Here is a 14,057-nt window from a genome sequence, read left to right on the forward strand (position 1 = left end):
TTATCGATATTTGAGGAGCTGAATATGCAGGCGCAGAAAGACCCACAAGATGAAACCGAAGCTCAACAGCTTTATCGTGATATTTATTTTTTTCACAAACGTTCCATAAAGTGCTGGTACATGAAAGATTCCAGCCATCACATTGTCGATGCCAGCGAGGGATTTAATTCTCGCTTCCTGCCCCCTGGGAGCACTTTTGATTCTGATCTTCCTAAGTATTACGTAACAGAAACAGTGGTCAGAAATAGTGAAATTATACACAGTTTTGAATCACTGGTTACTGAACAAAAAAAGACAATCAATCTTTTGGTCTGGAACATTTTCTGCGATGTTAACGGCGTCAGAGCTTTCATCATGACCTTAACGCCCTGCGAATACAAAAACAGGGGAGGTGTGATGGTTTTTCTGGCCGATCTGGCGGAATGTAATCAACGTATAGATTGGTTTTCGTCTCTGCTGCCCGGAGCATTACCGACAAGGAAGAGGACCAGTCTGATAACGTTATCCGGACAGAAAGCGCTGGCCAGAGTCACGCCAGGAGAATGGGAAACAGCATGGATGATTATTTGCGGATGCTCAATCAGAAAAATTGCGTCTTATAAGGGAGTAAGCCCTAAAACTGTGGAAAACAAAGCCAGAAATGTTTATGCAAAGTTAGGTGTTTTTAATCGGGAGGGATTGTTATGTGCGGCAGAAGAGCAGAAATGGATCAATCGTATTCCAGAAAAATTGATTTCATCACCTGCCATCATCAGACTATGAATAAACTTTTCCATTCATAGTGTGACTGTCTGAAGCCTGTCTTAAAACTTAGGCGTTAAAAACGCTCCCTCTCCAATTCAACATTTTTTAGAATGATTATTATTGAATAAGGAATGTTTTTTATAAAAAAGACAATGGTTTTTAAGTGAGGGCATTGATTTTTCTCACTGCGAATAACGAAGGTACGAGGACGCGTTAACTTCAGGCTTAATTATAGGCACTGTGGGATTATTATCACTCGACACCTGTCTAACTTTTTATTCGAACTGTTTTTATCATAATGAATAAGCGTTGGTGACGGTTTTAGTGTTTAGTGAAAACACGTCGATCACCTGGGCCTAAATTATATCCGGAGAGTTTTTCCCTGGAATATCGTGATGCGTTCAGGAAAAAGGGGAATTCTTTTGTCGCAGGCGTTGTCGGGTGTGCTCTCCCCACGACAGGGTTGACATCCTGGGGCGGTAGCGTCCACGAGCAAAAGACATTGCCCAGAATGACTTTCATGACGAGAGAAATATGATCTCCTGTTAACCCTGTTTGAGGAAGAAATATGGTTAAGACGTTGCATAAACAGCGTGAAGAGCGTTTAGCCTGGCTACCTGAAAGGTTCTGGTTTTTACGCGGTATGGCTGGGATGATGGCCCTTTTCCCCAGGTTGCCTAACCGTCGTCTGGTGCCAGTCATGTTAAAATATCTTGCGGTTTCGCTACTGCTCTGGCTTGCCGCACGGGGCATGGTGCACGCAGAAGATCTGACTTCTGCAGGCAAAGCGGACGCTCAGGATACGTTTGGTCCGGATTCCACCATGATGTACTACTTCATGCTGGCTGAAGCGGTACTGGTTTTTCTGCTCTATCTGCGCAACCACAATCCGGCTACCTTCCTTTTTATACCGGTATTCATCGTGGTCACAAAAGTGGTGTTTGCCATTATTTCCGCCCGGTCGGGTGGCTGATAAGCTGGCCAACCGTCATGAATGAAACGCGTGCTGCGCGCTTTATTTTTCCCCAGACCCTGAATGAACGGTCAGGTCCCGTGGGATTACCCACAGACGAAACTCTCGCGGTTTTTTGCCCCATGGCATGGGGCCTTTATACGGGACAGTATGTAACCGGCCTGATCATGGCAGTCATACTCTGGACGGGATTAAAACATTTCAAAAAGGGCAAAGGTTCCACCTGGTTATTTAACCTTTGCTACTGGTCTTTTCCTTCGATGCTTTTCAAAGGCAGATACAAAGTAATACCTGATTCGTCATACCGGTTGTGGCTTCGTTGAGTAAACCGTAGGAGGGAGAGTGTGGAACTGAAGGCGCACCGCGTTATCGGGCGTTACACCTCGCTCGCATTTGTCATGCTCCTGGGGCTGCTTGTCATCTCCCTGAGTGGCAACACGCTGGCCTGGTTACAGATCGATGCCCTGATTAACAGTCATGAGGAAACCTATATTCCGATGGGACTGGATGCATCCTTCACGCTGTCCCGCAACCGAACGGATGCGAGCTATCTCGAGCAGACTGCCGAATCGTTAGTGTTGCTTCGCTACAACGTTTCTCCTGAATCGGTTAAGGCCAATCATCAGGCATTGCTGCGATTCTTCGACAATGAGACACGTCCTGCCATGCAGGATGTCCTGGCAGAAGAAGCCCGGCGGGTCATTGAAAATAACGTCACCTCGGCATTCTATCTCTCAGGCCTGGATACTTACCCGTCCGCAGGCACGGTGGATATTCATGGCACTGTTCAGCAATGGATAGGCAGTCATAAGCAACCGCCTGAAGAGAAGACTCTCAGACTGGAACTCCGTTATCGCCGGGGGATGGTCACCATCAAAGCATTCAGGGAGAAGACAAATGCGTCTGCGTTACATTAAGTTCGGGCTGTTTTTAGCCGCCTGCGGGAATTTCCAGGTTCTTGCCAGTCCCGTTTCCCTGCCCCCTGTTGATATTCCCGTCGGACCTGACAGCCAAGTCAGAATCGCGATCAGCAACACAGACCCCAATCTGTTTGTCGTACCGGGGGACCGTATTATTGCTGTCGACAGTGTCCAGGGCATGTTTGTCAATGCCAACAAGGCCCAGGGACAGGCGAACGGGGGGGGTGTGCTCATGACAACGCAGACAAGGCCCTTCACATTTTACTTACGCACGGCAGGGGGACTGACGGTCTCGGTTATCGGCCTGCCGCAGAAAAGACAGGGCCGGGTGCTGCATTTCATCTCCGGTACACCTGCGCAGAATGAGTCCACCCGTCAATGGGAGAGATCGCAGCCTTACCTCCATTTGCTGACCGATATACAGAAGGCTGTTCTGAAGGGAAAGACACCGCAGGGTTTTCTGAAGGCTCCGGTCGTCGCCCTGCCACGGCTTCAGTTAACTACCGGACTCAAGGTGGAGCCGGTGGACATGTGGAGCGGTGGAGAGCTGCGTCTCTATCGGCTGAATGTCCGCAATACAGACCGTCACGTGGTGGCGTTCACTGAGACACTATTTCAGGCACAAGGCGTTCGCGCCGTGATGATTTTTCCTTTCAAAACCCGATTAATGCCTGACGAAGCTGCCTCTGTATGGATGACCGCCTCGAGTGAGAATAGGAAGGTGCATCGTGGCCAATATTAACGTGATGACACGCAACAAGCAGATGGCTTTGCTGGTGACACTATTACTGGGTCTTGCAGGCGCAGGTATTGTAGCCTGGTACATTGGATCCCCTTCCCGGGCTGCACCCGGAAAAAATCAGCCAGCTAAACCTGTACCGGATATGACCGGGGCGGTGACCTCGACCACCTTTGGCAAAAAGGTCAGTGAAAGCGCAGTCGCTGACCTGCAGCACACGGCATCTGAGGTGGACAAAAAACTGAATCAGTTTGAGCTGCAGCTGACGAAGATCACCGGAGAAAATGAGGTGTACCGGAAAACGGTCCAGATGCAAAACGATGCATTAAAACATCTCCAGACGCAGATGGACTCACTGCGTTCAGAACATCATATCGATACGCTCAAACTGCGGGGCGACAGGGCCGAACCTCAACTTCCTGTTGGCACATCCTTACCAGCATCAGTGCCTCCCCCAACGGCATTTTATCCGGAGCCCCCGGTGAACCAGACGGTATCCTCAGACCGTGCGCAGCACCCGTCTGAGCTGTCAACCATGACCGTCGGGTACAGCCGTAACAACGATAAACGTCACTCTCTGCCTTATATCCCTTCTGGCAGCTTTGCCCCCGCGACGGTGATTGAAGGCGCAGATGCGAATGCATCGGTTACGGGGGAAAGTGCCTCCTCTCCCATGCAGTTTCGTTTGACGGGGAAAGTGATACTCCCCAATGACGGTGAATATGATCTGCGCGGTTGCTTCGTGACGGCCGCCGCGTATGGCGACATCTCCAGCGAAAGAGCGCTGTTACGCACCGATCGGTTGTCATGCCGAATCCACAACCGGATCATCGATCAGAAAATCAAAGGTCATATCTCTTTTATGGGCAAAAACGGCATCCGTGCGACGCCCGTGATACGTAACGGTAAAATAGTCGGGTTTGCTTTTGCCGGCGGAGCCATTGATGCCATGGGAAGCGCCATGTCCAGTGTCGGGTCAACAACGGTCGGTCTTGGCTCCTCACACAGCGTAACGAGTGGAGAAGTTGCTCGCGCGGGTCTGGGCGGGGGGACCTCCCAGGCAGGGAAGACCCTGTCGGAATATTTCATCAAGCGTGCTGAACAATATCACCCCGTCATCCCTGTCGGGGCAGGCGTCTCCGTCTCTGTAGTGTTTCAGGAAGGTTTTCAGCTCAGGTATGTCGATGGAGAGGAAGCAAAATCACCCCGGCAGACACCACCAGAAACATCTTCAGATAATGGCATCACCATCACGAAAGAGGTGTTAAACGAGCTAAAACTGGGTGACGCCGTTGGAACGGTGAACCCGTCACCGGCCACATGGAAGTAAGGCTGTTATCCGGAGAACCACTTTAAGACCATGTTAATGCAAGTGCAGATGCGGATCCCAATGGGCTGAATGTGTGTTCAATGTCGGAAAGCCAGCGCTCGTCCTCGCGCTTGTTTCACGTGTAACTGCGCGATGGTTGGAAACTTGTCTGGATAACACGTATTCACGCGATTTCTGCCCCCATTCTTCACAACCTTTCTCAGCCCACAGGACCCAGCTATGACCAGGAATCTGACTGCGATGCTTACAGGTATTAGCCTGCTTTCAGGCTGCGCTGGAATGAATACGGATTTTGACTGTCAATCGCTGGCTCACGATCGCTGCCTGACCATGGAGGACGCTAACCAGATAGCCCGGCACCTGCCAGCTGAGGCCAGCAGAAAAGGGGAAACCAGCATACCAGCGTTCTCTGATATCCCATCGTCAAAGCCATCTTCGTTCAATCCCGACGTATTGGCAGGTACGGGAGTGTATTCACCCAGCGGGCCAGACGCTGTCATGGCCTCAAACACGCAGACCCGCGCGAGGCTGCCCGGAAGAGCGGGCCCTGTTATTGCGCGCCTGTGGATTGCGGCATGGGTGGATGAGGAAGACGTTTTTCATGCCCCGTCTGTTGTCTCATTTGTTGCAGTACCTGACCACTGGATGGGGCACTGAAAATGACCCTCTACAATGAATTTTTCCGACGCATGCTTACCGACTGGCACATCAAGGACGGAGCACCGGAAGCGGACGCAGTGCTGAGGGAGATGGACTATCCCTCATTGCTCAGCATGCTTCCCTACCGGCATTTCGACCCTGAAACCGGTATGTTCATCAACAGCGCCACCGTCGGATTTGTTCTCGAATGTACACCGCTCATCGGTGCGAATGAGAGCATTGTGGATGCGCTGGACAATTTTTTGCGCAATAAGCTTCCCCGTGAAAGACCCCTCAGCGTGCTGCTTCTGGGGAGTAAATGCATCAGTGATATGCTGGATACGGGCCTGACGGGGATGAGCTGGCGGGGTGAACATGCGGACAAATTTGCACGCATAACCCGCGCATTTTATGAGCGTGGCGCCCTCTATGGTCTGCCAAATAACAAAGGATATCCACTCTCGCTACGTAATTACCGTCTGTTTATCAGCTACGCAGAAGAATGTCGTCGTCTCGATGACCGCGTCTTCAGCTCGCTTGGCCAAACGCTGAGTATCCTGCAGCAATCTCTCTTTGCTGCCCGCCTGCATTCCGTGCTGGTCAATGATGGGGGATTACTGGGGCTGGTACGTGAGCTGATCAATTATCGTCACGACCAGGTCATGCCACCGTCCCGTCAGGTGGATCCCTATGAAGAACTGAACGCACAGTGTGTTGAACCCTCAATCACGCTTGAAGTCAGGGCAGACAGTCTTCGCCAGAGCCTCTCTGCGGCTAATGGTCAACGAATCTCCACGCGCATAATGAGTTTCATGCCGGAGAAAAACCCGCAACAGTTTGCCCTGTGGCAGGCGGGAAATAACCTCAGTAACCTCCTGGATCCCGGATCAACCGTACCTTGTCCCTTCGCCATCACCCTGACGACGGAGCTGGAGCCTCAGGCAAAGAGTCAGAACGAAGCGCTGCGCAAATTTGCCACTAACGACAAGCGTGCAAACTCTCCCTTCGGAAAATGGGTACCTGGCGTAAAAGCGGCGGCCCGGGAGTGGGATGGGTTGCGCTCCCGCCTCTCGAAAGGACAGTCGGCGCTGGCGCGTTACAGCCTGAGCGTCACGCTGTTTTGTGAGGATGATGACGAAAAAGCATTGATGTGCGAGCTGGCATTAAACAATACCTTTCGTGCCAACGGGATTGTGTTGTGCCCGCCAACGTTTATGCAGATGCGTAATTACCTCGCACTGCTTCCCTTCATGATGCCGGAAGGGTTATGGAGTGATATGAAGCGCAGTGGTGCCACGCTGAGGGCAGAAGCGTTCAATGTGGCGAATCTGATGCCCGTTGTCGCGGACAACCGGATCTGCTCCAGAGGCGTGCCGATCCCCTCTTATCGCAACCAGCTCTCGTTTCTGGATCTGTTTGACAGTGACTCCGGGCTGGGTAATGACAACTATAACCTGGGTATATGCGGGACGTCAGGGGGCGGAAAATCCTTCCTCATGCAAACCCTTATTCGCCAGATCCTCGAGAGCGAAGGACGGGCATGGGTTTTCGACATGGGGGATTCTTATAAAACATTGTGTGCCAATGTGGGGGGCGTGTATCTCGACGCCACCGAGCTGAAATTTAACCCGTTTGCAGGGGTCGTGAATATTGTTGAATCGGCGGAAAGTATTCGCGATTTACTCCTGGTTTTGTCATGCCCGTCAGGGCGGGTTGGCGATACCACCAAATCCATTCTTCTGAACGCCGTGCAAAGCGTCTGGATGGAAAAAAGAAATGCGGCGCTAATCGATGATGTCGTCGCGCATCTTAAGACGCTGGTTGTATCCGATCAGTATCGTACGGCCGATACCGTACGAAACCGGATGGAAGAAATTATCGTATCCCTGCACAAATACACCACCGGCGGCATATACGGGGAGTATTTCAACAGCCCAAACCCGGCGCTGGATGATTCGGTTCGGTTTTGTGTACTGGAGATGGGCAAACTCAAGAACAAACCCGATCTTCTGGCCGCCATCATGTTTTCCATGATGATTTATGTCGAACAGCGCATGTTCCTCTCGCCACGCAGTGAACGTAAGGCCGCCATCATTGATGAAGCCTGGAAACTGCTCGCAAGTGAGAGCGGTTTTATCGGCGACTTTATTGAAAACGGCTACCGAACGGCCAGGAAATACGGCGGCGCCTATATCACCATCACACAGGGAATTGAGGATTTTGATGGTGACAAGGCCAGTGTTGCAGCCAGAGCTGCCTGGTCAAATTCGTCCTTCAAGATCCTGCTGCGTCAGAACCTTGAGGCGTTTCGCAAATATAACCAGACAAATGAAGGGCAGTTCAGCCCTGCTGAACAGAGCATCATTGAAGGTTTCCCGTCTGCCAAAGATGCCCACTTCAGTGCCTTTATGCTGCGTGTCGCCGGTCAGGTTTCTTATCACCGTCTGCTTCTCGACCCGCTCAGTCGGGTGATGTCCTCCTCGGATGGCAAAGATTTTGAATATCGTGAGCAGAGTCTGCGGGAGGGGAACAGTGTTGCTGAGACGGTCTGGCGTCTGGCCTGCCAGAAGTATCCTGATGAAATGGAGTTACTTCTGAAATGGACGCAACAGAGATCCCGATAACAAAAGGCATGCGGTCGCGACGCCGGCAACGCAGCTGGCGACGTATCGCCAGATCAGTGGCGGCTGTCAGCGGCATTCTGCTCCTCCTGAATATGTGGCTTATGGTGAGCATTTTCTGTTCGCGACAGCTGGAGGTGGTGACCTTTGATATGCAGGGCACGGTAAACAGCTTTATGGCCCAGTTGAGCCATCAACACCCCGGAGAGGAGACGGTAAAAAAAACCACGGGCCGTTTCAGTGCCGCGCTCAACGGCGCACTCACTGACTGGCAACGACATCACGACGTGATCATCCTGGTGGCACCGGCGGTGGTCGCCGGCGCACCGGATATCACACCGGAGATTCAGGCAGACGTGGCGAAACGCATGTCGGCAGCGTCAGCGCCCATGATGAGAAAGCCAGACCTGCTCCAATGATGACAACGGCGAATTTTTTGTCATCACACAGTTAACGAATAACAGCGTTACCGGTTATGAACCAGCCTGTTCACGTCATCAATCGTGAGCTTACTCTCAGGGCCCTTAGTCCGGAGCCGGGCAATCAGGAGAATTTCGATGAGAGACAGCCTTATCGCGGTATTTTTACTGGTTGGGCTTTCGCCACTGTCTCAGGCGAAAGATCTGGGGACCTGGGGTGATACCTGGCCGGTTGCGGAACAGAGTTTTCTCGCGTTTATCCAGACGCGACTGGCGACAATGATGAACGACGGCACGCTCTCTGCTCTGCAGCACCAGTTTGCGCAGCGGGTGGAAGCACATGCATTTCGTCCGGTTCCGGTACCTGGCCTGAAAGCAGACTCCCGGGAACATGTCTCCTGGTATGATCCCACTTTTACCGCGGAGCAGGACATTGTGGACGCACGAAATCACGTCTTCGTTCATCAGGGTGATCGCATCAATCCCCTCGACACGCTTTCCCTGAACCTCACGCTCTATTTTATCGATGGCGATGATAAGCGACAGATCGCCTGGATGAAGGCTCAGAAGCCTTCCACACCCCATTACAAAATCATCCTGGTGAACGGAAACGTGCGGGAGGCGTCGGACAGCCTGTCTTCACGGGTTTACTTCGATCAGCAGGGCGTCATATCCCGCAGGCTGCAGTTAACGTATATCCCGGCCCGGGTCGTACAGGACGGACGACGCCTGAAAATCACCTCCGTCGCACTGCCGAAGGAATGAAAAAAACACCCTGATCGTCGCGCAGCGGAACAGCGGAACAAGGAGAGAGGACGTCTGTTGCACCCTGACCTCGTCAGGTTTGACATCGAGAGGAGACGCGAATGAAAGACACATTATCCGTCCTGGCGCTGGTGGCATTACTCAGTGCCGGAGCGACAGTACGGGCTTCTGCACCGGAGTGTCAGGGACATTTTGTCAATCCGATCACCGATATCTGCTGGCGATGCCTTTTCCCCCTGACGATTGGCAATGTACCGGTGGCGGCCGGCAATGAACCAGATACCGAGAATCCGTCCAGTCCTGTACAGATCTGCCCGGTCAGTGAGCTTTACCGTATTGGTATTGCGATTGGGTACTGGGAACCCTTTGCTCTCACCGACGTGACCCGGGCCCCATATTGCATGGTGAATCTGGGCGGGTTCAGTATCTCTGCCGGCAAACTTGGCAGTGGTGGTGGAAAACGTCAGGGTGGGGATGATACTGCCGCGTTTTATCACGTCCACTGGTACAAATACCCGCTGACCTGGTGGCTCAATATTATTACCGATCTCGGGTGTATGCAGGGAGGCGATATGGACATCGGGTATCTTTCCGAACTGGACCCCACCTGGAATGACAGTTCGCTGGCGTCGGTACTGTCTCCCGAGGCGTTTCTGTTTGCGAACCCCATCGCTCAGGGAGCCTGTGCTGCGGATGCCCTGGCCAGCGCGGTATCCATGCCCCTCAACTCTCTGTTCTGGTGTGCCGGTTCACACGGGAGTCTTTATCCTTTCACGGGGTTTGTTCCTGACCAGGCCAGCCCGCAGGCAGCCAGTGTGCTGCTGTCAGAACGCATGGCATACAAACTGCACCGGCAGGGCATGATCATGAACAGCGTGGGTCAGAACAATAAAGTGTGTTTTGAATACCCCTCTCCGGTCATGCCAAAAGACCGCTTCCGGTATCAGATGGTGAATATGTACCCCGATTCGGCACGGTGTCACCCCTTTGGCCGAACCGTGATGGCCTGGGAAGCCGGCCATGCCACACCGGCCAGCCGGCAGAACTTCGGTTACCTCATCTGGCGCAAACGCAACTGCGTTTTTCTTTGAGATCTCCTCATGCAAAATATGATCGTTATCCTGCTGTCTGGTGGGCTGCTGACCGCTACCTGTGCGCAGGCTCTGAGCCTGGACGAATCCCTGCGATTACCCCACCCGATCCCACAGGCGCGAGCTCTCCGATCACCCGTTGTCTTTTCACCGAATGCGACCGTCGCCGGGAAACCGTTTCGGCCAGCCGCTGAGGGAGATGCGCGCCAGATACTGTATTTTCTCTCTTTTTCTGTGCCGCGCGATGGCCTGAAGCTGATGATAGCGCAGGCCAGCCATCTTCATGTTCCCGTGCTGGTCAATGGTCTTATCAATAATGATTTTCACGAAACGGTACAGGTGCTTTTTGAACTCATAAGGACAGAAAATGCCGGCGGTGTTCAGATTGATCCCCTGTTGTTTGAACGTTATGACATCAGCGCGGTGCCCGCCCTGGTGGTGACCTGTGAGGCAGGGTATGACCGCTTAACCGGCAATCTCCGAATAAAGGAGGCGCTGGCACGCATTGCTGAAGAAGGAGAGTGTCGCGACGTTGCCCGACAGTTTCTGGCTGGAATACGGGAGGTCAAATGAAACCCATATTAAGTGTCCTTGCCGGCATCTTTTGCTGCGCATGCGCCCTGGCCAATACGCAGTATGACGATGCCTCCCATTACGCCAACGGTGAAAAGGGAAAGGGACTGGACACCCTGAAAAATGCCGATCCGGCGGCATTAATCCCTGGCTTTACGGATAGGCCGGAACAGTCGAAATTGTATGGTGGGATAACGGCAGACCAGAATAGTGCGCTTGACAGTAAGGGTACCCGGGAGATGAATCACACTGAGGCAGGCAAAGCCCTGCTGGATGTGATCAAGCATCGTCCACCAGACCGGATTTCAACGGATGCTCCCTTTATCCACGGCTCGCTGGAGGTTGAGGATAAGGCGGAGAGCCTGACGCAGGACACCGACACGCAGTGTCGCGACGTCGAGATCAATAACACGCAGATTAGCCGTTTTACCTGTGAGCGCACGCCTGCTGTAGAGCTTACCTGCACCCGAAATGCCGGGCCGGGCGGGGGACACGCCGAAGATATCGTTATCACGAAAACGTTCAGCATGCGCAATAACGATATTGTCTACCGCTACGATGGCGACAAACGCGTGACATTTCAGTTTCGTGCACCCGCATCAGGAACAGTGATCCGTGCCACGCTTACCCTGCATTTTACTGACAGAAATCTCTCCTACCGCATGCGCTGGTGGGGAGTGAACGCCGAGTCCGTGGCCAAAAAGGAGAACACATGGGTCTTAACCGGTGCGACGGGGGCAACCCTCAGTCAGGAACGATTCTCTCCGGTCGGAGAGATTGAAAATCAAAACTGTCTGCGCGGGAATCCGTCCCGCTGCCAGAATTATGCCCGGAAGACGTTAAACTGGTTGAAAAACGGCTCTGACGGTCAAATGAGCCTCACGCTCGAGATGCAGGTCAGAGAGAAAAAGTGGGTGCCGGACGTGGTGTGGACGGAGACCTGTCCATTTGATCCGACTGAGCAGGTCAAGACCGGCAGCGTGTGTACCTCGCCGGGCGGAAACCGAACCTTTATCGTTAACGGACAGCCACTTACCTTGCACAGCGCTTGCTGGCAGTACACCGATACCTATATTTCACAATCGCCGGATAACGGGACCTGCGACCCCTACATGAAAAATCCCGCCTGCACTGTGGGCAGTATTGCCTGCATTGCATCGCTCAGTGATACCTGTCTGCGTGAACATGTGGTCTTCTCCTGTGAAAAACACACCCGTAGCACCGCGCACCTGTGTGGGGGCGAGCTGGTGTGTGCTGACGGCAGCTGCGATCACGCAGAAAACAAGGCGAACGCTGATTTTCGCTCCGCCGTATCTGGTCTTGCGGCACTGGCCGCGGCAGGAAAGGACGTGGCTCAACTGAACAGCATGAACGTGTCGGCTTTCACCGGCAGGGCCATAAGCTGTCGTAAAGCTATGGCTGGATTCAGTAACTGCTGCAGGGATAGCGGCTGGGGGCAGGATACGGGGCTTGCCAGTTGCAGTTCGGAGGAAAAGGCGCTGGGACAGGCAAAAGCACGGAAGTTGACCATCTATGTCGGGGGATACTGCGCGCACAAGATCCTGGGCGTGTGCACCGAGAGGAAAGAAGGATACTGCCAGTTTGACAGTAAGCTCGCAAAAATCATTCAGGAGCAGGGACGACGGGGGCAGCTTGGGAAAGGATTCGGGCGCGGGGAATCACCCGACTGCCGGGGGCTGAGTGTGGCTGAGCTACAGCATCTTGATTTCAGTGCCATGAACTTTGCTGATTTTTATGATGATCTTGAAAATGGCACCACGCTTCCGGAAGACCAGTTGCTGATCGAACGGATAAAACAGCAAATCACAGACAAAATGAAGGACGGTGCTCAGTGAAGGTCTTTTTGATTGGGCTGCTCATCTTTGTGAACGTCCCTGTTGCGAAGGGCGAGGACTCCGCCATGGGGCCTGCCACGATAAATACCTATGTTGAACGACCCATTGTTGGCTGGCACTGGTACAACGAACCCCGGCCTGAAGACGAGGCGGACACCCAGAAGAACATTCCCCTCAGCCGCCTTTCTCCGACCCTGCAGATGGTCCTGTTGAAAAAGCTGACGCAACAGCGACTTTACCGCGCCATTCTTTCACCTTCGGAACAGCACGCGGCAGATTTTTTGCGTCTGCAGGCTTATCTGATACGTCTTTCCGGCCAGTTCACGCAGACGGCCAAAAAAGCCCTGCTGGATTACCCGGCGCTGGATTACAACCTTGAGCATAGTCGCTATAACCGCACGGCCACTCTGCAGCAAAATGAGAGTCACCAGAGGCAGTTAATGGCCATCCATTCGCTGGGTCAGCGCTACGGGCTTTTTCTGTTTTATCGCGGGCATAATCAGATCGACAGCCTCATGGCCGCCAGCGTGAAAGAATTTGCCACGCAGTACGGCTTGTCGCTTATCCCGGTGAGTGTGGATGGCACGCGCAGCGAGTCGCTCCCTCAGACGCGAGCGGACAGTGGACAAGCGCGTCGTCTGGGGGTCAGTTATCTTCCTGCCGTCCTTCTGGTTGACCCAAAGATGGGGCATGTTCAGCCGCTGGTATACGGTTTTATGACGCAGGACGATCTCGCCCGACGTTTTCTCGATGTGGCAACGGACTTCAAGGCACAGTACTGAACACTCTCTGGAACAGAAAGGAGGTGAATGGTGTTATTCCGATGGGGCAAAATGGCCCTCCTGATCCTGACAAGTGGCGCATGTTGTCTCCATGCCGCTACACGGGATGTGCGCCGGATGCTGGAGGCAGGAAACGCTGAATCCGCGCAGCGGAGCGCACTTCCCCTCAGCCCTGACGTCATACGCTACGGTGATGAGGGTCAAGGTCCACCGCCTGATGCTCTCTATTCTCAGCCTCTTAAGAGGGACTACCTGATTGTGTTGTTCATGCAGGGAAGGTGCCACTTCTGTCAGCAGTTCGATCCGCAACTGGCGCAGCTGTCCCTGCAAACCGGACTCAAAGTATTCCCGTATACCCTGGACGGTCTCGGAGATGCCAGTTTTCCCCGGGCTATTCCGGCTCCGCAGATGGTGATTGAGGCATTCTATGGCGTCGGACAACCCGTCGTGACGCCGGCGACATTCCTTGTAAACGTGAATACCCTTCAGGCCTGGCCGCTGGCGCTCGGCATAGCAGACATGCCTGCAGTAAGGCAGCGCATTACTCAGATCCTTAACGCTTCGCCGGATTAACCGGTCGCGCTTATCCCTTATCGACAGCGGAT

General features: G+C 53.3%; 15 protein-coding genes. All 15 read left to right on the forward strand.

What is annotated here, in order from left to right; genetic code table 11:
* The first annotated feature begins 24 nt into the window (after positions 1–24).
* Positions 25–762, forward strand: a complete 738-nt coding sequence (locus tag ACWKX3_RS23315) for a helix-turn-helix transcriptional regulator (RefSeq protein WP_454542580.1) — start codon at positions 25–27, stop codon at positions 760–762.
* Between the two features lie 550 nt (positions 763–1,312).
* Positions 1,313–1,717 (forward strand): type IV conjugative transfer system pilin TraA, encoded by a 405-nt coding sequence (locus tag ACWKX3_RS23320; protein WP_454542581.1) that lies wholly within the window; start codon positions 1,313–1,315, stop codon positions 1,715–1,717.
* Positions 1,718–1,734: 17 nt separating this feature from the next.
* Positions 1,735–2,040 carry a type IV conjugative transfer system protein TraL gene (gene traL / locus ACWKX3_RS23325; RefSeq protein ID WP_046889151.1) on the forward strand — a complete coding sequence of 102 codons (306 nt, stop codon included), beginning with the start codon at positions 1,735–1,737 and terminating at the stop codon, positions 2,038–2,040.
* A 21-nt stretch (positions 2,041–2,061) separates the two neighbouring features.
* The gene (traE, locus tag ACWKX3_RS23330; RefSeq protein ID WP_454542582.1) at positions 2,062–2,634 is read left to right on the forward strand and encodes a type IV conjugative transfer system protein TraE; all 573 of its coding nucleotides are present in this window, start codon (positions 2,062–2,064) and stop codon (positions 2,632–2,634) included.
* Positions 2,615–3,379 (forward strand): type-F conjugative transfer system secretin TraK, encoded by a 765-nt coding sequence (gene traK, locus ACWKX3_RS23335; RefSeq protein ID WP_454542583.1) that lies wholly within the window; start codon positions 2,615–2,617, stop codon positions 3,377–3,379. The genes traE and traK overlap by 20 nt, the downstream gene beginning before the upstream one ends.
* Positions 3,366–4,706 (forward strand): TrbI/VirB10 family protein, encoded by a 1,341-nt coding sequence (locus tag ACWKX3_RS23340; protein ID WP_454542584.1) that lies wholly within the window; start codon positions 3,366–3,368, stop codon positions 4,704–4,706. The genes traK and ACWKX3_RS23340 overlap by 14 nt, the downstream gene beginning before the upstream one ends.
* A 219-nt stretch (positions 4,707–4,925) precedes the next feature.
* Positions 4,926–5,363 (forward strand): type IV conjugative transfer system lipoprotein TraV, encoded by a 438-nt coding sequence (gene traV / locus ACWKX3_RS23345; RefSeq protein ID WP_454542585.1) that lies wholly within the window; start codon positions 4,926–4,928, stop codon positions 5,361–5,363.
* Positions 5,364–5,365: 2 nt separating this feature from the next.
* Entirely contained in the window at positions 5,366–7,969 is a 2,604-nt protein-coding gene (gene traC, locus ACWKX3_RS23350) for a type IV secretion system protein TraC (protein WP_454542586.1), read from the forward strand.
* Positions 7,945–8,385, forward strand: a complete 441-nt coding sequence (gene trbI / locus ACWKX3_RS23355; protein WP_454542587.1) for a type-F conjugative transfer system protein TrbI — start codon at positions 7,945–7,947, stop codon at positions 8,383–8,385. The genes traC and trbI overlap by 25 nt, the downstream gene beginning before the upstream one ends.
* A gap of 138 nt (positions 8,386–8,523) precedes the next feature.
* Positions 8,524–9,150, forward strand: a complete 627-nt coding sequence (traW, locus tag ACWKX3_RS23360; protein WP_454542588.1) for a type-F conjugative transfer system protein TraW — start codon at positions 8,524–8,526, stop codon at positions 9,148–9,150.
* 101 nt (positions 9,151–9,251) lie between these two features.
* Entirely contained in the window at positions 9,252–10,241 is a 990-nt protein-coding gene (gene traU, locus ACWKX3_RS23365) for a conjugal transfer pilus assembly protein TraU (RefSeq protein WP_454542589.1), read from the forward strand.
* Between the two features lie 18 nt (positions 10,242–10,259).
* Positions 10,260–10,814, forward strand: coding sequence for a type-F conjugative transfer system pilin assembly protein TrbC (trbC, locus tag ACWKX3_RS23370; RefSeq protein ID WP_172980158.1), 555 nt, complete (start codon positions 10,260–10,262; stop codon positions 10,812–10,814).
* Positions 10,811–12,670: a type-F conjugative transfer system mating-pair stabilization protein TraN gene (traN, locus tag ACWKX3_RS23375; RefSeq protein ID WP_454542590.1), complete on the forward strand. Its 1,860-nt coding sequence runs from the start codon at positions 10,811–10,813 to the stop codon at positions 12,668–12,670. The genes trbC and traN overlap by 4 nt, the downstream gene beginning before the upstream one ends.
* On the forward strand, positions 12,667–13,452 hold the full coding sequence (gene traF / locus ACWKX3_RS23380; protein WP_262389971.1) for a type-F conjugative transfer system pilin assembly protein TraF: 786 nt from the start codon (positions 12,667–12,669) through the stop codon (positions 13,450–13,452). Before traN ends, traF (ACWKX3_RS23380) begins: the two co-directional genes overlap by 4 nt.
* Positions 13,453–13,569: 117 nt before the next feature.
* Complete coding sequence (gene traF / locus ACWKX3_RS23385) at positions 13,570–14,025, forward strand: conjugal transfer protein TraF (RefSeq protein ID WP_454542602.1); 456 nt, start codon at positions 13,570–13,572, stop codon at positions 14,023–14,025.
* Positions 14,026–14,057: the final 32 nt, after the last annotated feature.

This window comes from Enterobacter sp. UPMP2052, from assembly GCF_053709675.1.